Source organism: Pseudomonas defluvii (genome assembly GCF_001695625.1).
In the GTDB taxonomy this organism is placed as follows: Bacteria; Pseudomonadota; Gammaproteobacteria; order Pseudomonadales; family Pseudomonadaceae; genus Aquipseudomonas; species Aquipseudomonas defluvii.
On sequence record NZ_MBPN01000010.1, the window covers coordinates 18,951 to 38,348 of the forward strand.

Here is a 19,398-nt window from a genome sequence, read left to right on the forward strand (position 1 = left end):
CAGGGGCCGGCCATGCCGGTGCCAGGGTGTGGCGGGCTTTAGAGCGTGCCCGCCCCAGGCCTTAGTCTTCCCGGCCCTTGCTGCGCACTGCGCGCTGCAGTTCGCGGTCGGAATCACGCTCGCGCTGGGTATCGCGCTTGTCGTATTCCTTCTTGCCTTTACCTAGCGCAATTTCGCACTTGATCAAGTGCTTGCTCCAGTAGATCGACAAGGCGACGCAGGTGTAGCCCTTCTGCTGCACAGCCGCATGCAGGCGCTCGAGCTCGCGGCGGTTGAGCAGCAGTTTGCGGGTACGTGTCGGGTCGGCAATGACGTGGGTGCTGGCCGTGGTCAGTGGCGTGATATGGCTACCCATCAGCCATGCCTCGCCATCCTTGAGCACCACGTAGCTGTCCGTCAGGTGTGCCTTGCCGGCACGCAGACTCTTTACTTCCCAACCGGCCAGGACCAGACCGGCCTCGAACTTGTGCTCGATGAAGTAATCGTGTCGCGCCTTTTTATTCTGCGCGATGGTCCCTGTTGGGTGTTTCGTTTTTTTAGCCATAGGGGCGGCATTATAGGCAGTCGCTGCGCTGTCGGCTACGGGGTTGCGGTGCGCTTGAGCCGCCGGAGTGAATCCCGGACAATGCGCGCTCTTTTTTCTGAGTTGAGTGTGTCGATGTCGACGGACAAGGTTTCTGTCCATGGTGGCTGGGCCAGTCGCTGGGTATTCGTGCTGGCGGCGACAGGCGCAGCGGTAGGCCTGGGGAGCATCTGGAAATTCCCCTACATGGTCGGGGTTTACGGTGGGGGTGCCTTTGTCCTGGTTTTCCTTGCCTGCATCGCCTTGATCGGTATTCCGGTGATGCTGGCCGAAACCTTGATCGGGCGGCGTACCCGGCAAAGCCCGGCCAATGCCTTGCGTGATCTGGCAGTTGAAACCGGTCACTCGCCGCGCTGGTCCTGGTGGGCCTTCGCCGGCATGCTTACCGCATTGTTGATTCTCTCGTTTTACAGTGTTGTGGGCGGGTGGTCGTTTGACTACATCCTCGACATGGGGCGGGGTGATTTTCAAGGTGTGACGGCCGACCAGGTGGGCGCCTACTTCAATGGTGTGATCAGTGATCCCTGGCGCCTGGTGCTCTGGCACAGCCTGTTCATGGCGCTGTCTGCGGTCGTGATCGCCAGGGGTGTTGTCGCCGGGCTGGAGCGCAGTCTGCGTATCATGATGCCGCTGCTGTTTCTGCTGCTGGTAATCCTGCTGGGCTACAGCCTGACCACCGGGCACTTCATGCAGGGCGTGCACTTCATGTTCGACTTCGATCCGTCGCGCCTGATGGATGGCCTGCTTCCAGCCATGGGGCATGCGTTCTTCTCGCTGAGTGTCGGTGTCGGTTCTCTGCTGATTTATGGCGCATACATGCCGAAGCAATCATCGATTGCCGGTACGATTGTGTCGGTGGCCCTGCTTGATACCTTTGTATCGTTGCTTGCCGGTCTGGCGTTGTTTCCAATTGTGTTTGCCGCCGGTTTGAACCCCAGCGAAGGGCCAGGTTTGATGTTTGTCGCGTTGCCATTCGCCTTCGGCAATGTGGCCTTCGGCCAGTTGATGGGCGTCGTATTCTTTGTTCTAGTGGCAGTGGCAGCCTGGAGTTCGGCAATTTCACTGCTTGAGCCAATGGTTGCCTACCTGGTTGAGCGTACGGGTGTGCGGCGTGGCTGGATCACCACGTGGCTGGCATTCAGTTGCTGGTTGGTGGGCTTGGGCACGGTGTTCTCGTTCAACGTCTGGCAGCAGGCAAAGTTCTTTGTGAGCGATGAAAGTGGCTTTCGGCTCTATGAATGGGGCGCCAAGGCCGGCCTGGACTTTTTCGGGGTGATCGACTTCTTTACCTCGCGCATCATGTTGCCGCTGGGTGGTTTGTGCTTTGTGATATTCGCGGGTTGGATCATGGGGCGTGAGGCGGTGCGCGAGGAATTGGCCATGCGCAGCCCGCTGCTGTTTGCTCTGACCTTCTTCTTGATGCGCTATGTGGCGCCCCTCGGCATTCTGATTGTGTTTGCCGCTCAGCTTTGGAAGTGACGCCTGGATGACTACCCATATTCAACGTTCGGCCCTGCTGCCTTACCCTGCCCAGGCGCTTTACGATCTGGTCAATGACGTGGCGCGTTACCCGGAGTTTCTGCCTTGGTGTTCTTCGAGCACGGTACTTGAGGCCAGTGATACGCAGATGCGCGCCAGCCTGGAGGTTGCCAAGGGTGGCATGAGCCAGCGCTTTGTGACGCGTAATGTGCTGGTGCCTGGGCAGTCGATCGAAATGAACCTGGAGGAAGGGCCGTTCAACCAGTTGCACGGTGTCTGGGTGTTCAAGGCATTGAACGAAAAGGCCTGCAAGATCAGCCTTGACCTGTCGTTCGACTATGCCGGTCCGCTGGTGCGGGCCACCTTGGGCCCACTCTTCAATCAGGCCGCCAATACCCTGGTTGATGCGTTCTGTCAGCGGGCAAAGCAACTCAATGGCTGAGACGATGCTTGAAATTGAAGTGGTCTATGCAACTGCCGAGCGTCAGTGGCTGCTGGCGTGCAGTGTTCCGGAAGGGACTTCGGTGAGCGAGGCGGTGCGCCTGTCCGGCATTGCCGAGCAGCTTGCAGGGGTCGACGTGAGCGAGTGCCCGTTGGGTATCTTTGGGCGTGTCGTGCCCAATCCGGCTGAGCGCCTGGTAGAGGCAGGGGAGCGTATCGAGTTGTACCGGCCGCTGCTGGTTGACCCTAAAGAGGTGCGCAAGCAGCGTGCAGCCAAGGTGGCTCGGGTGTTCAAAAAAGCCAAGCGCTAAAAACAACGGACATAAAAAAGCCCGGAATGATCCGGGCTTTTTTATGTGTGCCTTACTGCGGCGAGGTGTCCAGCGGCTGCTGCACGGGCACCGGGATAACTTCGATGGTATCCACGTCGCGTTGCAGCTTCTCTTCCAGCGAGCCGGCTTTGGCGGGCTTTTCTTTAGCCGCTTCATTGCCGCGTGCCGGGCTGATGGTGGTATTGCCGTCGCTCCCCAGGATCTCCTGGTCACGGCTCACGCCTGGCATAAAGTCGCCGGACAGGTTGGCCAGTTGGTCGTTCTCGTTGAAGAAAACGCTCATGCGTTCCTGCTGGCGTTGGCCGCCACCAGGTTGCAGGCTGTACAGGTAGTCCCAGCGATTAGGGTGGAACGTGTCCTGAATCAGTGGGTTGCCCATGATAAACCGCACTTGCCGGCGGGTCATTCCCGGGCGCAATTGGTCTATCATGTCTTGCGTTACGACATTGCCCTGCTGGATGTCGATTTTGTAAACCCCGGGGAATGAACAACCGGCGAGTGCGAGCAGTCCCACAAACGTGAGGCTGGTTAGCAAGAGCTTGGTGTTTTGCATCGGTGGGCGACTTCCACTATCTTGGCTGGACAACGTAAACCCCGATCATACCCGTATTAAGAGAAGCTGCGAAGCAGCATCGGCGAGAAAGCTGACCATGGTTGAAAATAGCGAACTACGCAAAGTCGGTCTCAAGGTGACCCTGCCTCGAGTCAAAATTCTACAGATGCTTGACTCAACCGAGCAGCGTCATATGAGCGCCGAGGACGTCTACAAAGCGTTGATGGAGGCAGGCGAGGACGTCGGCTTGGCCACTGTTTACCGGGTGCTGACCCAGTTCGAAGCGGCAGGCCTGGTGGTCCGTCATAACTTTGATGGTGGTCACGCGGTATTCGAGCTCGCTGATGGCGGCCACCACGACCACATGGTCAATGTGGAGTCCGGTGAAGTGATCGAGTTCTTCGACAGCGAGATCGAAAAGCGCCAGAGAGAAATTGTTGCCGAGCATGGCTTTGAGCTCGTGGATCACAATCTGGTGCTGTATGTGCGCAAGAAGCGTTAATCGTTTCCAGCATTAAGGCACGGCATAGAAGGCGACCCTGGGGTCGCCTTCGTGATTTTTGGTGAGCGGATATTTCAGGCCTTGCTGGTGACGACCATTTTGCGCGCGTGGGCCAGGGACTCTTTGGTCAGGTCAATGCCGCCGAGCATTCGTGCCACTTCCTCCACGCGCTCACGTTTGCTCAGGTTGGCGACCGCGGTGTGGGTTGCATCACTGTTGCGTACTTTGTGTACGAATAAATGATGATGGCCTTGGGCGGCGACTTGCGGCAGGTGGGTAACCGTAAGTACCTGGCCGCGCTCGCCCAGTCGGCGTAGCAGTTGGCCGACGATCTCGGCTGTCGGGCCGCCAATACCTACGTCGACTTCATCGAACACCAGTGTCGGGATGCGTGATGTTTGTGCGGTGATGACCTGAATCGCCAGGCTGATGCGCGACAACTCGCCCCCGGAGGCTACCTTGGCCAGCGCCTTGAGCGGTTGGCCGGGGTTGGCACTGACCAACAGTTCGACCTGTTCCAGGCCGTGGGGCAGTAGTTCGTCACTGTTGCTGGCCTGCAGTGCAATGTTGAAGCGCCCCCCGGGCATGCCCAGGCGCTGGATTTCTTGCTCCACGGCGCAGGCCAGGCTGTCCGCGGCGGCTCTGCGCAGCGTGCTGAGCTCACTGGCTTTTTCCTGGTAATGGCGGGCGTAGGCGGCGAGTTCTTCGCTCAAGCGTTCGATGGCTTCATCACTGGCGTCGAGCGTTCCAAGCTCGCTGCTCAGCTTGCACTGCAACTGAGTCAATTCGGTGGGATGAACCCGATGCTTGCGTGCCAGCGTATAGATGGTGTCGAGACGTTCTTCCAGTTGTTGCAGGCGCGCTGGATCGGCATCGAAGTTGTCGAGGAAGCGATTGAGCTCGCCTACGGCCTCTTCGACCTGAATCTGCGCGCTGGCAATCAGATTGGCAGCTTCGCCCAGTGCTTTGGGGGCGTTGTGCACAGCGGTCAGGCGGTTGAGGCTGGCGGTCAGCGCGCTGAGTACATTGCCCGAATCGCTTTCGCTGCAATGGTCGATGACCTGGCGGCAAATGCCGAACAGGGCCTCTGCGTTGGTCAGGTTCTTGTGTTCCTGCTCCAGTTGCTCCAGCTCATCTTCTCCAAGGCCCAGGTTGTCCAGCTCTTCGAGTTGATAGCTCAACAACTGGTGACGAGCCTGCTGCTCTTCGCTGGAATTGGACAGGCGCTCCAGTTCCTGGCGCGTTTGTCGCCAGCGCTGGGCCGCCAGTTGCACCTGGCGGGCGAGGTCGGTGGCGCCGGCGTATTCGTCAAGCAGGCGGCGATGGGTGTCGGATTTCAGCAGCGACTGATGTTCGTGTTGGCTGTGAATGTCGATCAGCAGTTCGCCCAGTGCCTTGAGGTCGCTCAGCGGGCAGGGTGTGCCGTTGATGTAGCCGCGGGTGCGCCCCTCGGCAGTGATGACACGCCGCAGGATGCAGGGGCCGTCGGTGTCCAGGTCGCGCTCGGCCAGCCAGGCTCGAGCCTCGGGGATGTCGGCCAGGTCGAAGGTGGCCAGGATGTCGGCTTTGTCTGCGCCTGGGCGTACCACGCCACTGTCGGCCCGGTCGCCGAGTGTCAGGCCCAAGGCGTCAAGCATGATCGACTTGCCGGCCCCGGTTTCGCCAGTGATGACGCTCATGCCACGGGACAGTTCGAGGTCCAGGTGTTCGACGATGGCGTAATTGTGTACAGACAGATGCACCAGCATTGGGGCGGCTCCCAAGTGTTAAGTCTGGTTATTTATACAGTGTTTTCAAATCGGCTGACAATGCCTGGTTTTAGCTCTGTTTGCTTGAGTGAGGTGGCTTTTGATCGAGAGTGATCATAGCGCGGGTGTGCTTCTGCTGATTTCAGCCCTTGAACCTGCATTTTGCGACCCCATATAGGCGGCAGATGCGCGAGTTCAGCTCGCTGACAAAATTGAAAGGAGAGATTTTATGGCTGACGAACAGATGCTGGACGAACAGAATCTGAACGCCGACAAATCCGCAGGCGCGACCGGCGACGACCTCAATGCTCGCGTTCAGGTGCTCGAAGAGCAGCTGGCGGCGGCCCAGGATCAATCTCTGCGTGCTGCAGCCGATCTGCAGAACATTCGCCGTCGTGCTGAGCAGGATATCGAGAAGGCCCACAAGTTCGCCCTGGAAAAGTTCGCTGGCGACCTGCTGCCGGTCATCGATAGCCTGGAGCGCGGTCTGGAGCTTTCCAGCGCCGATGATGAAAGCATTCGCCCAATGCGTGAAGGCATTGAGCTGACGCTGAAAATGTTCCACGACACCCTCAAGCGCTTCAACCTTGAAGCCATTGACCCGCATGGCGAGCCGTTCAATGCCGAGCATCACCAGGCCATGGCCATGCAGGAAAGCGCTGAGGTAGAGCCTAACAGCGTGTTGAAAGTGTTCCAGAAGGGCTATCAGCTCAATGGCCGTCTGCTGCGCCCAGCCATGGTTGTGGTCAGCAAGGCGCCGGCGCCGGTTTCGCCGTCGATTGACGAGCAGGCTTGAAATCGTCCGGGGCGTCCCCATTTAGGTGTCAAGCATTCAAGTATTACCGCAGTTAGCCAGCACTGCTGCGGCAACCTTATTCAAGTTTCGGGAGAGTTAACATGGGTAAAATCATCGGTATCGACCTGGGGACCACCAACTCCTGCGTCTCCATTCTGGAAAACGGTAACGTCAAGGTTATCGAGAACGCCGAAGGCGCGCGTACCACCCCATCGATCATCGCTTACGCCAACGATGGCGAGATTCTGGTCGGTCAGTCGGCCAAGCGTCAGGCTGTCACCAACCCGCACAACACCCTGTACGCAGTAAAGCGTCTGATCGGTCGTCGTTTCGATGAAGAAGTCGTTCAGAAAGACATCCAGATGGTCCCTTACAAGATCGTCAAGGCAGACAACAACGACGCCTGGGTTGAAGTGAACGGCCAGAAAATGGCGCCGCCACAAATCTCGGCTGAAATCCTGAAAAAGATGAAGAAGACCGCCGAAGACTACCTCGGCGAGGCAGTGACTGAAGCAGTTATTACCGTGCCTGCCTACTTCAACGACAGCCAGCGTCAAGCTACCAAGGACGCCGGTCGTATTGCTGGTCTGGACGTCAAGCGCATCATCAACGAACCTACCGCTGCTGCGCTGGCGTACGGTATGGACAAGGCCAAGGGCGATCACACCGTGATCGTTTATGACCTGGGTGGCGGTACCTTCGACGTGTCGGTGATCGAGATCGCCGAGGTTGATGGTGAGCACCAGTTCGAAGTACTGGCAACCAACGGTGACACCTTCCTCGGTGGTGAAGACTTCGATATCCGTCTGATCGACTACCTTGTTGACGAGTTCAAGAAAGAAAGCGGCATGAACCTCAAGGGTGACCCGCTGGCCATGCAGCGTCTGAAAGAGGCCGCTGAGAAAGCCAAGATCGAGCTGTCTTCGAGCCAGCAGACTGATGTCAACCTGCCGTACATCACTGCAGATGCCACCGGTCCTAAGCACCTGAACGTGAAGATCTCCCGCGCCAAGCTGGAATCGCTGGTTGAAGACCTGGTTCAGCGCACCATCGAGCCTTGCCGTATCGCGCTGAAAGATGCCGGTATCGACGTAGGTTCGATCAACGACGTGATCCTGGTTGGCGGCCAGACCCGTATGCCGCTGGTACAGAAAGCCGTTACCGATTTCTTCGGTAAAGAAGCGCGTAAAGACGTCAACCCTGACGAAGCCGTTGCCATGGGTGCTGCTATCCAGGGTGCCGTTCTGGCAGGTGACGTGAAAGACGTTCTGCTGCTGGACGTTAGCCCGCTGACCCTGGGTATTGAAACCATGGGTGGCGTGATGACCGCGCTGATCGAGAAAAACACCACCATTCCGACCAAGAAGTCGCAGGTGTTCTCGACCGCTGATGACAATCAGAGCGCCGTGACCATTCACGTGCTGCAAGGTGAGCGTAAACAAGCCGCACAGAACAAGTCCCTGGGCAAGTTCGACCTGGCTGACATTCCACCAGCACCACGTGGCGTGCCTCAGATCGAAGTGACCTTCGACATCGACGCCAACGGTATCCTGCACGTTGGTGCGAAAGACAAGGCCACTGGCAAGACTCAGTCGATCGTGATCAAGGCCAACTCCGGTCTGTCGGACGAAGAAATCGAGCGCATGGTGCGTGATGCCGAGGCTAACGCCGAGGAAGACCGCAAGTTTGAAGAGCTGGCCGCTGCCCGTAACCAGGGTGATGCGCTGGTGCACTCGACTCGCAAGATGGTCGCTGATGCCGGTGACAAGGTCACTGCCGAAGAGAAGGCTGCTATCGAAGCTGCGGTCGTAGCGCTGGAAGCTGCCGTTAAAGGCGATGACAAAGCTGCCATCGATGCCAAGGTCGAAGAGCTGTCGAAGGTCTCCGCGCCAGTGGCTCAGAAAATGTACGCTGAGCAGGGCGAGAAGCCTGAAGCTGCTGCCAAGCCTGCGGAAGAAGCTGGCAAGCATGACGATGTAGTCGACGCCGAGTTCGAAGAAGTCAAAGACAACAAGTAATTACTACAGGTTGTCGGCCGGTTGACTGCATTTTAGCGGTGGCTGGTAGGATGTCGCCGCGCGGGGGCTTGCTCCCGCGTTGGCGTGTCTGGAATACCCGAATTTTTACGGCATTCGACCGGGTTTGAATGCTGGCGGCATAGCGCGAATAGCGCAGAGGTTTGCCGAACGTCCTCAAGAGTACAAAGACTTATGGCAAAGCGTGATTATTACGAGGTTCTGGGTGTAGAGCGCGGCTCCAGCGAGGCGGAGCTGAAGAAGGCTTATCGTCGTCTGGCGATGAAGCATCACCCGGACCGTAATCCCGATGACAAAGAGTCGGAAGAAAAATTCAAGGAGGCCAACGAGGCCTACGAAGTGCTGTCCGATAGCAGCAAGCGTGCGGCGTATGACCAGTATGGCCATGCCGGCGTCGACCCTAGCATGGGTGGTGGCGGTGCTGGCTTTGGTGGTGCGAACTTCTCCGATATCTTCGGTGATGTGTTCAGCGACTTCTTTGGTGGTGGTCGGGGTGGTTCCCGTGGCGGTGCCCAGCGTGGCAGCGACCTGCGCTACACCCTGGAGCTGAACCTCGAAGAAGCGGTGCGCGGCACCACGGTCAATATCCGTGTGCCGACATTGGTGAACTGCTCGCCGTGCGAGGGTTCCGGTGCCAAGAAGGGCTCTTCGCCCTCGACCTGTCCGACCTGTGGTGGTATTGGCCAGGTGCGCATGCAGCAGGGCTTTTTCTCGGTCCAGCAGACCTGTCCGCGTTGTCATGGCCAAGGCAAGATCATTACCGATCCTTGCGATGCATGCCATGGCGAAGGGCGTGTCGAAGAGTACAAGACGCTGTCGGTCAAGGTGCCGGCCGGTGTCGATACCGGAGACCGCATCCGCCTGTCTGGCGAGGGCGAGGCGGGTAGCCATGGTGGGCCTACCGGCGACCTTTACGTTGTGATCAATGTGCGCGAGCATGCGATCTTCCAGCGTGATGGCAAGCATTTGTATTGCGAAGTGCCGATCAGTTACACCGATGCTGCGCTGGGTGGCGAGCTTGAAGTGCCGACCCTTGATGGTCGGGTCAAGCTGAAGATCCCTGAGGGTACTCAGACCGGCAAGCAGTTCCGTCTGCGCGGCAAGGGTGTTGCCCCGGTGCGTGGCGGTGCGGCGGGCGATCTGATGTGCCGCGTCGCAGTCGAGACGCCGGTCAATCTGAGTCGCCGTCAGCGTGAGCTGCTCGAAGAGCTGCGCGATTCGCTGGACTGCGACAGTTCCCATTCTCCCAAGGCCAGTGGCTGGTTCGAAGGCGTAAAGCGCTTCTTCGGCGATCTGTAAGAAGGAACAGGGCATGCGACGTATAGCGGTAATGGGTGCTGCAGGGCGGATGGGTAAAACCCTGATCGAAGCTGTGCAGCATGCGCAGGGTGCGGGCCTGACCGCGGCTGTGGATCGTCCGGACAGTACGCTGATCGGTGCGGACGCTGGTGAATTGGCAGCGCTGGGTCGTATTGGCGTGGCGCTGTCGGGTGGTCTGGAACAGGTGGTCGATGACTTCGATGTTCTGATCGACTTCACCCATCCGTCGGTCACGCTGAAAAACCTGGCGTTTTGCCGTGAGTCGGGCAAGGCCATGGTGATCGGTACTACCGGCTTCAGTGCTGAAGAAAAGCAACTGCTGGTAGAGGCGAGCAAGGAGATTCCGATTGTCTTCGCCGCCAACTTCAGCGTGGGTGTGAACCTGTGCTTGAAGCTGCTCGATACTGCTGCCCGCGTGCTGGGTGATGATGTCGATATCGAGATCATCGAGGCGCATCACCGGCACAAGGTCGATGCACCTTCGGGTACGGCGCTGCGCATGGGTGAGGTGGTTGCTCAGGCCTTGGGTCGCAACCTGCAGGAAGTGGCGGTCTATGGTCGCGAAGGTCAGACCGGCGCCCGTGATCGGCAGACCATTGGCTTCGCTACCGTGCGTGCCGGCGATGTGGTCGGCGATCACACCGTGTTGTTCGCGGCTGAGGGTGAGCGCGTCGAGATCACCCACAAGGCCTCCAGTCGCATGACCTTCGCCAAGGGTGCGGTGCGTGCCGCATTGTGGCTGGAAGGGCGCGAGCCGGGCCTGTATGACATGCAGGACGTGCTGGAACTGCGTTAAGCGTTGTCGAAAGTGTGCCTGCAAGTCGGCTCTTTGGGTTTCACTGGAGCCGGTCTTGCGGGTTGCTTCTGAATCCTGGCGACGTCCTGTCGCATTTCTGCGCCTTTCAGGCACATCAGCGGTAGACCAAAAATACGTTTTTCTGTAAGCTACAGCTTTAGTGTGTCCACTAAAAGCGCGCAGATAATTCGACGAAGAAAGCGGGGTGACGTGTCTATACGTCATTCCGCTTTTTTGCAACCTGCGATCGCCCCTTCAGGCTTGATTTACGGGAGGTCTTCTTGACTAAGCCAGCCATACTCGCCCTTGCTGATGGCAGCATTTTTCGCGGTGAAGCCATTGGAGCCGACGGTCAGACCGTTGGTGAGGTGGTGTTTAACACCGCAATGACCGGCTATCAGGAAATCCTGACTGACCCTTCCTATGCGCAGCAAATCGTTACCCTGACTTACCCACACATTGGCAACACTGGCACCACGCCGGAAGATGCCGAATCCGACCGCGTCTGGTCGGCTGGCCTGGTGATTCGCGACCTGCCGTTGCTTGCCAGCAACTGGCGGAACAAGCAGTCGCTGCCGGACTACCTGAAAGCCAACAACGTGGTTGCGATCGCCGGCATCGATACCCGTCGCCTGACACGCATCCTGCGTGAGAAGGGTGCGCAGAATGGTTGCATCCTGGCCGGTGACAACATCACCGAAGAAGCCGCCATCGCCGCTGCGCGTGGCTTCCCAGGCCTGAAAGGCATGGACCTGGCCAAGGTTGTCAGCACCCAGAACAGCTACGAGTGGCGTTCCAGTGTCTGGAGTCTGAAGACCGACAGTCACCCAACTATCGAAGCTTCCGAGCTGCCATACCACGTGGTTGCCTATGACTACGGCGTCAAGCTGAACATCCTGCGCATGCTGGTTGAGCGCGGCTGCCGTGTGACCGTGGTTCCTGCGCAAACACCGGCCAGCGACGTTCTGGCGCTCAACCCTGATGGCGTGTTCCTGTCTAACGGCCCTGGCGATCCAGAGCCTTGCGATTATGCAATCAAGGCGATTCAGGACATTCTCGAAACCGAAATTCCGGTGTTCGGCATCTGCCTGGGTCACCAACTGCTGGCACTCGCTTCTGGCGCCAAGACCGTGAAAATGGGTCATGGCCACCACGGTGCCAACCACCCGGTCCAGGATCTGGACACCGGCGTTGTGATGATCACCAGCCAGAACCACGGTTTTGCCGTTGATGAGGCGACGCTGCCAGCCAATGTGCGCGCTACGCACAAGTCGCTGTTCGACGGTAGCCTCCAGGGTATTGAGCGCACCGACAAGAGCGCGTTCAGCTTCCAGGGTCACCCTGAAGCCAGCCCTGGCCCGACCGATGTCGCGCCGCTGTTCGACCGTTTCATCGATGCCATGGCCAAGCGCCGCTGAGCACCTAGTGAGAAGGCCCTGAACCGGCGCAAGCCGTGTTCAGGGACCGCCAAGATTGTTCAAGACGGCTTGCCGACTGACCTGCGGATTTGAGTGACAACCCATGCCAAAACGTACAGACATTAAAAGTATCCTGATTCTCGGCGCTGGACCGATCGTGATCGGCCAGGCCTGCGAATTCGACTATTCCGGCGCCCAGGCCTGCAAGGCCCTGCGCGAGGAAGGTTTCCGCGTCATCCTGGTGAACTCCAACCCGGCCACCATCATGACCGACCCGGCCATGGCCGACGCCACCTACATCGAGCCGATCAAATGGCAAACGGTGGCCAAGATCATTGAGAAAGAGCGTCCAGATGCGCTGCTGCCGACCATGGGTGGCCAGACTGCACTGAACTGCGCCCTGGATCTGGAGCGCGAAGGCATTCTGGAGAAGTTCGGTGTGGAAATGATCGGCGCCAATGCCGACACCATCGACAAGGCAGAAGACCGTTCGCGTTTTGACCAGGCCATGAAAGCCATTGGTCTGGAGTGCCCGCGCTCCGGCATCGCCCACAGCATGGAGGAGGCTAACGCCGTTCTCGAGAAGCTGGGCTTCCCGTGCATCATTCGTCCGTCCTTCACCATGGGCGGCACCGGTGGTGGCATCGCCTACAACCGTGAAGAGTTCGAAGAAATCTGTGCCCGTGGTCTGGACCTGTCGCCGACCAAGGAACTGCTGATCGATGAGTCGTTGATCGGTTGGAAAGAGTACGAGATGGAAGTGGTCCGCGACAAAAAGGACAACTGCATCATCGTCTGCTCCATCGAAAACTTCGACCCGATGGGCGTGCACACCGGTGACTCGATCACCGTTGCTCCGGCACAGACCCTGACCGACAAGGAATACCAGATCATGCGTAACGCCTCGCTGGCGGTACTGCGTGAGATCGGTGTTGAAACAGGCGGTTCCAACGTCCAGTTCGGTATCTGCCCGGACACTGGCCGTATGGTCGTGATCGAGATGAACCCGCGTGTATCGCGTTCCTCGGCCCTGGCTTCGAAAGCGACCGGCTTCCCGATCGCCAAGATTGCCGCCAAGCTGGCTGTCGGCTACACCCTGGATGAACTGCAGAACGACATCACCGGTGGTCGTACCCCGGCTTCGTTCGAGCCGTCCATCGACTACGTTGTGACCAAGCTGCCGCGCTTCGCCTTCGAGAAGTTCCCGAAAGCCGACGCCCGTCTGACCACCCAGATGAAATCCGTTGGTGAAGTCATGGCCATCGGCCGTACTTTCCAGGAATCCCTGCAGAAAGCCCTGCGTGGTCTAGAAGTGGGTGTATGCGGTCTTGATCCTAAGCTTGACTTGGCTAACCCGGAAACCCCGAGCATCCTCAAGCGCGAGCTGACCGTTCCTGGCGCTGAGCGCATCTGGTACGTTGCTGACGCCTTCCGTGCTGGCATGACCCGTGACGAAATCTTCGCGCTGACCAGCATCGACCACTGGTTCCTGGTGCAGATCGAAGACCTGATCAAGGAAGAAGAGCGCGTCAAGACCCTGGGCTTGGCCAACATCGACAAGGGCCTGATGCTCAGCCTCAAGCGCAAGGGCTTCTCTGACCAGCGTCTGGCCAAGCTGCTGGGTATTACCGACAAGAACCTGCGTCGTCACCGCCACAAGCTGGAAGTGTTCCCGGTCTACAAGCGCGTCGACACCTGCGCTGCCGAGTTCGCGACCGACACGGCCTACCTGTATTCGACCTATGAGGAAGAGTGCGAGGCCAACCCGTCGAGCCGTGACAAGATCATGATCCTGGGTGGTGGTCCAAACCGTATCGGCCAAGGTATCGAGTTCGACTACTGCTGCGTACACGCGGCACTGGCCCTGCGTGAAGATGGTTACGAGACCATCATGGTCAACTGCAACCCGGAAACCGTTTCCACCGACTATGACACGTCCGATCGCCTGTACTTCGAGCCGCTGACGCTGGAAGACGTGCTGGAAGTGGTGCGTGTCGAGAAGCCGAAGGGCGTGATCGTTCACTACGGTGGCCAGACCCCGCTGAAACTGGCTCGTGCGCTGGAAGAGGCCGGTGTACCGATTATCGGTACCAGCCCTGATGCAATCGACCGTGCTGAAGACCGTGAGCGCTTCCAGCAGATGGTTCAGCGTCTGAACCTGCTGCAGCCGCCAAATGCCACCGTTCGCAGCGAAGATGAAGCCATCCGTGCTGCCGGTGTGATCGGTTACCCGCTGGTGGTTCGTCCGTCCTACGTGCTGGGTGGCCGTGCCATGGAGATCGTCTACGAACTGGACGAACTCAAGCGTTACCTGCGTGAAGCGGTCCAGGTTTCCAACGACAGCCCTGTGCTGCTCGACCACTTCCTCAACTGCGCCATCGAGATGGACGTTGATGCGGTCTGCGACGGTACCGACGTGGTCATCGGCGCAATCATGCAGCACATCGAGCAGGCCGGTGTTCACTCCGGTGACTCGGCCTGTTCGCTGCCGCCATACTCCCTGCCAGCCCATGTTCAGGACGAAGTCCGCGAGCAGGTCAAGAAAATGGCTCTGGAGTTGGGCGTGGTCGGCCTGATGAACGTTCAGCTGGCGCTGCAAGGCGACAAGATCTACGTCATTGAAGTCAACCCGCGCGCTTCGCGTACTGTACCGTTCGTCTCCAAGTGCATCGGCACTTCCCTGGCGATGATTGCGGCGCGTGTCATGGCCGGCAAGACCCTGAAGGAAATTGGTTTCACCAAGGAAATCATTCCGAACTTCTACAGCGTCAAGGAAGCGGTCTTCCCGTTCGCCAAGTTCCCAGGTGTTGACCCGATCCTCGGCCCTGAAATGAAGTCGACGGGTGAAGTCATGGGTGTGGGCGACAGCTTCGGTGAAGCGTTTGCCAAGGCTCAGATGGGCGCCAGCGAAGTGCTGCCGACTGGCGGTACCGCGTTTATCAGCGTGCGTGATGACGACAAGCCACAAGTGGCTGGCGTTGCCCGTGACCTGATCGCCCTGGGCTTTGAAGTTGTCGCGACTGCGGGCACTGCCAAGATTATTGAGGCTGCCGGGCTGAAAGTGCGTCGTGTGAACAAGGTGACTGAAGGCCGTCCGCATGTTGTTGATATGATCAAGAACGATGAAGTGTCGCTGATCATCAACACCACTGAAGGTCGTCAGTCGATTGCTGATTCCTACTCGATTCGTCGCAATGCGTTGCAGCACAAAATCTACTGCACCACCACCATTGCGGCAGGTGAAGCTATCTGTGAAGCGCTGAAGTTCGGTCCGGAAAAGACCGTGCGCCGCTTGCAGGATCTCCATGCAGGACTCAACGGATGAATAAATACCCTATGACTGTCCAGGGCGCTCGCGCCCTGGAAGAAGAACTGACCCATCTGACCAAGGTCGTTCGTCCCAAGCTCAGCCAGGATATTGGTGAAGCGCGGGAGCTGGGCGACCTCAAGGAAAACGCCGAGTACCATGCTGCGCGCGAGCAGCAAGGTATGGTTGAAGCGCGTATCCGTGATATCGAAGGGCGCTTGCAGAACGCGGTGGTGATTGATGTCACTTCGATTGCGCACACTGGCAAGGTGATCTTCGGCACGACTGTTGAGATTGCCAACGTCGAAACCGACGAAAGCCTGAAGTACCAGATCGTTGGTGAAGATGAAGCTGACATCAAGGCTGGCAAGCTTTCGGTTGGTTCGCCTATTGCTCGCGCCCTGATCGGCAAGCAAGAGGGTGATGTCGTGTCGGTGAAGACCCCGAGTGGTTTGATCGAGTACGAGATTGTCGAAGTCGCCCATATTTAATCGGCGTCGCGGCGTTGCCGCGACCGCTGTGATCTGGCAGCTAACCCAGGTGCTCTGGGTTGGCGGCCTATGGATGCTGTACTTCGGGCTTCTACCGACGCTTGCAAAGGTTGGGCTGGCGCCGCTACTTGTCGAGGATATCGGCAAGCTGGTGGCGTCATTGCTGGTAGCATTCGCAGCGTTTTGTGCGGGGCTGCAGGTGTTGGTTCTGGTGCAGGCTGAAGGCCTGCGCAGCCTGTGGCAAGACAGGCGAGGGCAACTGCTGCTGATGGCGTTGCTGGCGTGTGTTGTGTATTTTGCGTTGCGAACGTTGCTGCCAGGGTTGATGCGTTGGCAGTTGCTCTGCTATTTGGTGCTGGGCCTTACCGGTGTATTGTTGGTGCTGCAACCTCAGCCGGGCAGGGCGCGCAGAGCGCGCCGCTGACACGGCGCGAGCATCACTTGTAGCGATGGATGTTCGACAGCTGTTTGTTAGGCTGTGGGTTTTTGCGGTAAATCAGTGCCATTTTCCCGATGGTTTGTACCAGTTCTGCACGGCCAGCCTTGCACAGCTCGGTGATCACTTCGGCACGCTCTTCGCGCTCGTTGAGGTTGAGCTTGATCTTGATCAGCTCATGATCGCTCAAGGCGCGCTCGAGTTCGGCGAGAACACCCTCAGTCAGCCCATTGCCTGCCACAATCAAAACTGGTTTGAGGTCGTGGCCAATGGATTTGTACTGTTTCTTCTGCTCTTGAGTGAGCGGCATAATCTGACCCTTTGTCTGATTCTGTAAAAATGGCGGCCATTTTACCCGAGGGCCCGTGGATCCGCCCAGTTAATCACGACCGTTATCATCGAGGTGCCCAGTGGCGCGTTCCAAGACAAGCCATAACTGGCTGAAAGAACATTTCAACGATCCTTACGTCAAGATGGCGCAAAAGGACGGTTATCGCTCGCGTGCCAGCTACAAGCTGCTGGAGCTGCAGGAAAAAGACCGACTGATCCGCCCGGGCATGAGTGTCATCGATCTCGGCGCTGCGCCAGGTGGCTGGTCTCAGGTGACCAGTCGTCTGATTGGTGGGCAGGGGCGTTTGATTGCCTCGGACATCCTGGAAATGGACAGCATTCCTGATGTGACCTTCATTCAGGGCGACTTCACCCAGGATGAGGTGCTTGCGCAAATCCTCGAAGCGGTAGGTAATACCGAAGTAGACCTTGTGATTTCCGATATGGCCCCCAATATGAGTGGTACACCTGCGGTGGATATGCCCAAGGCGATGTTCCTCTGTGAGTTGGCCCTTGACCTGGCTACCCGCGTATTGCGTCCGGGTGGTGACTTCCTGATCAAGATCTTTCAGGGTGAGGGGTTTGATACCTATCTGAAAACCGTTCGGCAGAAGTTCGACAAGGTCCAGATGCGCAAGCCGCTCTCTTCGCGGGACCGTTCCCGCGAGCAGTACTTGCTGGCAAGGGGTTTTCGCGGCGAGTAAAGCGTCATGCCGGCAGCTTCCAGGGTTTGCGATAGTTTTTTCCAATCGACTGCCCTGCCTGACTTGGGCGAACATCGTGTAGTCTAAGTTTCACAAAGGGTTACAGACGGCGCCTGCAGATGTGTAGGTAATGTAGTAAGTTAGGCCGGTGATTATCATGCGAGGCACGGCTGCGCCTCAGCCTGCTTCAGAGGGTAGCTAATTGAACGATATGGCAAAGAATTTGATCCTGTGGTTGATCATCGCGGCTGTCCTGGTGACGGTGATGAACAACTTCTCCAGCCCGAACGAGCCGCAGACCCTCAACTATTCCGACTTTATTCAACAGGTCAAGGATGGCAAGGTCGAACGTGTCGCAGTCGACGGCTATGTCATCACCGGCAAGCGTACGGACGGCGACAGCTTCAAGACCATCCGTCCGGCCATTCAGGATAACGGCCTGATTGGCGATCTGGTCGACAATCACGTAGTCGTTGAAGGCAAGCAGCCCGAGCAGCAGAGCATCTGGACTCAGCTGCTGGTTGCCAGCTTCCCGATCCTGGTGATTATCGCCGTGTTCATGTTCTTCATGCGCCAGATGCAGGGTGGCGCAGGTGGCAAGGGCGGGCCGATGAGCTTTGGCAAGAGCAAGGCGCGCCTGCTATCGGAAGACCAGGTAAAGACCACACTGGCCGACGTGGCCGGTTGTGATGAAGCCAAGGAGGAAGTCGGCGAGCTCGTCGAGTTCCTGCGCGATCCGGGCAAGTTCCAGCGCCTGGGTGGTCGTATTCCTCGCGGCGTGCTGATGGTTGGCCCACCGGGTACCGGTAAAACCCTGCTGGCCAAGGCCATTGCAGGCGAAGCGAAAGTACCGTTCTTCACCATTTCCGGTTCTGACTTCGTCGAGATGTTCGTGGGTGTCGGTGCGAGCCGTGTCCGTGACATGTTCGAACAAGCGAAGAAGCATGCCCCTTGCATTATCTTCATCGACGAAATCGATGCGGTGGGTCGTCATCGTGGCGCCGGTATGGGCGGCGGTCATGACGAGCGTGAGCAGACTCTCAACCAGTTGCTGGTCGAGATGGACGGTTTCGAGATGAACGACGGCATCATTGTGATTGCCGCTACCAACCGCCCAGACGTGCTGGACCCGGCGCTGTTGCGTCCAGGTCGCTTTGACCGTCAGGTCGTGGTGGGTCTCCCGGATATTCGTGGTCGCGAGCAGATTCTCAAGGTTCACATGCGTAAAGTGCCTGTGGGCGAGAACGTCAATCCGGCGGTTATTGCACGTGGTACGCCAGGCTTCTCCGGTGCCGACCTGGCTAACCTGGTCAACGAAGCATCGCTGTTCGCTGCACGTGGCAGCAAGCGTATCGTCGAAATGAAAGAGTTCGAGTTGGCCAAAGACAAGATCATGATGGGCGCTGAGCGCAAAAGCATGGTCATGTCGGAGAAGGAAAAGCAGAACACCGCTTACCACGAAGCGGGTCACGCCATTGTCGGTCGCATCGTGCCTGAGCATGATCCAGTCTACAAAGTTTCGATCATCCCTCGTGGCCGTGCGTTGGGTGTAACCATGTTCCTGCCTGAAGAGGATCGTTACAGCCTCTCCAAGCGTGCCTTGATCAGCCAGATCTGCTCGCTCTACGGCGGTCGTATCGCCGAAGAGATGACGCTCGGCTTTGATGGTGTCACCACCGGTGCATCAAACGACATCATGCGTGCCAGCCAGATCGCCCGTAACATGGTCACCAAGTGGGGCCTTTCCGAAAAGCTCGGCCCGCTGATGTATGCCGAAGAAGAGGGTGAGGTTTTCCTGGGTCGTAGCGCGGGTTCCCAGCACGCTAGCGTGTCTGGCGAGACGGCCAAGATGATCGACTCCGAAGTGCGCAGCATCATCGATCAGTGCTATGCCACCGCCAAGCAGATTCTCACCGAGAATAGAGACAAGCTGGACGCCATGGCGGATGCATTGATGAAGTACGAAACCATTGATGCTGATCAGATCGACGACATCATGGCAGGCCGTCCTCCGCGCGAACCGCGTGACTGGGAAGGTGGATCGGGTACTTCGGGCACACCTGTCTCGCAGGGTGACCGCCCCGAGTCGCCGATTGGTGGCCCGGCGGCGCAACACTAAGGATTCA

General features: G+C 58.2%; 18 protein-coding genes. 14 read left to right on the forward strand and 4 right to left on the reverse strand.

The genetic code is table 11. From position 1 onward, the window contains the following. Positions 1 to 61 precede the first annotated feature (61 nt). Complete coding sequence (smpB, locus tag EKA13_RS04685; protein ID WP_065758244.1) at positions 62 to 544, reverse strand: SsrA-binding protein SmpB; 483 nt, start codon at positions 542 to 544, stop codon at positions 62 to 64. Positions 545 to 658: 114 nt separating this feature from the next. Between smpB and EKA13_RS04690 the strand changes: the two genes are divergently transcribed. The 3 genes from EKA13_RS04690 to EKA13_RS04700 are packed head-to-tail and all read left to right on the forward strand — an operon-like array spanning position 659 to position 2,814. Next, positions 659 to 2,062 carry a sodium-dependent transporter gene (locus tag EKA13_RS04690; RefSeq protein WP_065758245.1) on the forward strand — a complete coding sequence of 468 codons (1,404 nt, stop codon included), beginning with the start codon at positions 659 to 661 and terminating at the stop codon, positions 2,060 to 2,062. Between the two features lie 7 nt (positions 2,063 to 2,069). Then, positions 2,070 to 2,504 carry a type II toxin-antitoxin system RatA family toxin gene (locus EKA13_RS04695; RefSeq protein ID WP_065758246.1) on the forward strand — a complete coding sequence of 145 codons (435 nt, stop codon included), beginning with the start codon at positions 2,070 to 2,072 and terminating at the stop codon, positions 2,502 to 2,504. Beyond that, a complete protein-coding gene (locus EKA13_RS04700; RefSeq protein WP_065758247.1) occupies positions 2,497 to 2,814 on the forward strand; it encodes an RnfH family protein in 318 nt (105 codons plus the stop codon). The genes EKA13_RS04695 and EKA13_RS04700 overlap by 8 nt, the downstream gene beginning before the upstream one ends. Positions 2,815 to 2,866: 52 nt before the next feature. Here EKA13_RS04700 and EKA13_RS04705 read toward each other — a convergent pair whose 3' ends face one another. Beyond that, positions 2,867 to 3,388: an outer membrane protein assembly factor BamE gene (locus EKA13_RS04705; RefSeq protein ID WP_065758248.1), complete on the reverse strand. Its 522-nt coding sequence runs from the start codon at positions 3,386 to 3,388 to the stop codon at positions 2,867 to 2,869. A 97-nt stretch (positions 3,389 to 3,485) separates the two neighbouring features. Here EKA13_RS04705 and fur point away from each other — a divergent pair, with 97 nt between their 5' ends. Next, complete coding sequence (gene fur, locus EKA13_RS04710) at positions 3,486 to 3,890, forward strand: ferric iron uptake transcriptional regulator (RefSeq protein WP_065758249.1); 405 nt, start codon at positions 3,486 to 3,488, stop codon at positions 3,888 to 3,890. 74 nt (positions 3,891 to 3,964) lie between these two features. Here the strand turns inward: fur and recN are convergent, their stop codons facing one another. Continuing rightward, the gene (gene recN / locus EKA13_RS04715; RefSeq protein ID WP_065758250.1) at positions 3,965 to 5,638 is read right to left on the reverse strand and encodes a DNA repair protein RecN; all 1,674 of its coding nucleotides are present in this window, start codon (positions 5,636 to 5,638) and stop codon (positions 3,965 to 3,967) included. A 229-nt stretch (positions 5,639 to 5,867) separates the two neighbouring features. Between recN and grpE the strand changes: the two genes are divergently transcribed. The 8 genes from grpE (at position 5,868) to EKA13_RS04755 (ending at position 16,226) form a co-directional block, all read left to right on the forward strand. Continuing rightward, positions 5,868 to 6,434 (forward strand): nucleotide exchange factor GrpE, encoded by a 567-nt coding sequence (gene grpE, locus EKA13_RS04720; RefSeq protein ID WP_065758251.1) that lies wholly within the window; start codon positions 5,868 to 5,870, stop codon positions 6,432 to 6,434. Positions 6,435 to 6,535: 101 nt separating this feature from the next. Beyond that, entirely contained in the window at positions 6,536 to 8,452 is a 1,917-nt protein-coding gene (gene dnaK / locus EKA13_RS04725; RefSeq protein ID WP_065758252.1) for a molecular chaperone DnaK, read from the forward strand. Positions 8,453 to 8,644: 192 nt separating this feature from the next. Continuing rightward, positions 8,645 to 9,769 (forward strand): molecular chaperone DnaJ, encoded by a 1,125-nt coding sequence (gene dnaJ / locus EKA13_RS04730; protein WP_065758253.1) that lies wholly within the window; start codon positions 8,645 to 8,647, stop codon positions 9,767 to 9,769. A 13-nt stretch (positions 9,770 to 9,782) separates the two neighbouring features. Then, complete coding sequence (gene dapB, locus EKA13_RS04735; RefSeq protein WP_065758254.1) at positions 9,783 to 10,586, forward strand: 4-hydroxy-tetrahydrodipicolinate reductase; 804 nt, start codon at positions 9,783 to 9,785, stop codon at positions 10,584 to 10,586. Positions 10,587 to 10,867: 281 nt separating this feature from the next. Then, positions 10,868 to 12,004, forward strand: coding sequence for a glutamine-hydrolyzing carbamoyl-phosphate synthase small subunit (carA, locus tag EKA13_RS04740; protein WP_065758255.1), 1,137 nt, complete (start codon positions 10,868 to 10,870; stop codon positions 12,002 to 12,004). A gap of 103 nt (positions 12,005 to 12,107) precedes the next feature. Then, positions 12,108 to 15,329, forward strand: a complete 3,222-nt coding sequence (gene carB / locus EKA13_RS04745; protein WP_065758256.1) for a carbamoyl-phosphate synthase large subunit — start codon at positions 12,108 to 12,110, stop codon at positions 15,327 to 15,329. Further along, positions 15,326 to 15,802, forward strand: a complete 477-nt coding sequence (greA, locus tag EKA13_RS04750; protein WP_065758257.1) for a transcription elongation factor GreA — start codon at positions 15,326 to 15,328, stop codon at positions 15,800 to 15,802. The genes carB and greA overlap by 4 nt, the downstream gene beginning before the upstream one ends. A 28-nt stretch (positions 15,803 to 15,830) precedes the next feature. Then, on the forward strand, positions 15,831 to 16,226 hold the full coding sequence (locus tag EKA13_RS04755; protein ID WP_065758258.1) for an MFS transporter: 396 nt from the start codon (positions 15,831 to 15,833) through the stop codon (positions 16,224 to 16,226). Between the two features lie 13 nt (positions 16,227 to 16,239). Here the strand turns inward: EKA13_RS04755 and yhbY are convergent, their stop codons facing one another. Continuing rightward, positions 16,240 to 16,548 carry a ribosome assembly RNA-binding protein YhbY gene (yhbY, locus tag EKA13_RS04760; protein ID WP_065758259.1) on the reverse strand — a complete coding sequence of 103 codons (309 nt, stop codon included), beginning with the start codon at positions 16,546 to 16,548 and terminating at the stop codon, positions 16,240 to 16,242. Positions 16,549 to 16,648: 100 nt separating this feature from the next. Between yhbY and rlmE the strand changes: the two genes are divergently transcribed. Both rlmE and ftsH read left to right on the forward strand, forming a co-directional pair. Beyond that, positions 16,649 to 17,272, forward strand: a complete 624-nt coding sequence (gene rlmE, locus EKA13_RS04765; protein WP_065758260.1) for a 23S rRNA (uridine(2552)-2'-O)-methyltransferase RlmE — start codon at positions 16,649 to 16,651, stop codon at positions 17,270 to 17,272. Between the two features lie 211 nt (positions 17,273 to 17,483). Continuing rightward, on the forward strand, positions 17,484 to 19,391 hold the full coding sequence (gene ftsH, locus EKA13_RS04770; protein WP_065758261.1) for an ATP-dependent zinc metalloprotease FtsH: 1,908 nt from the start codon (positions 17,484 to 17,486) through the stop codon (positions 19,389 to 19,391). The last annotated feature ends 7 nt before the right edge of the window (positions 19,392 to 19,398 follow it).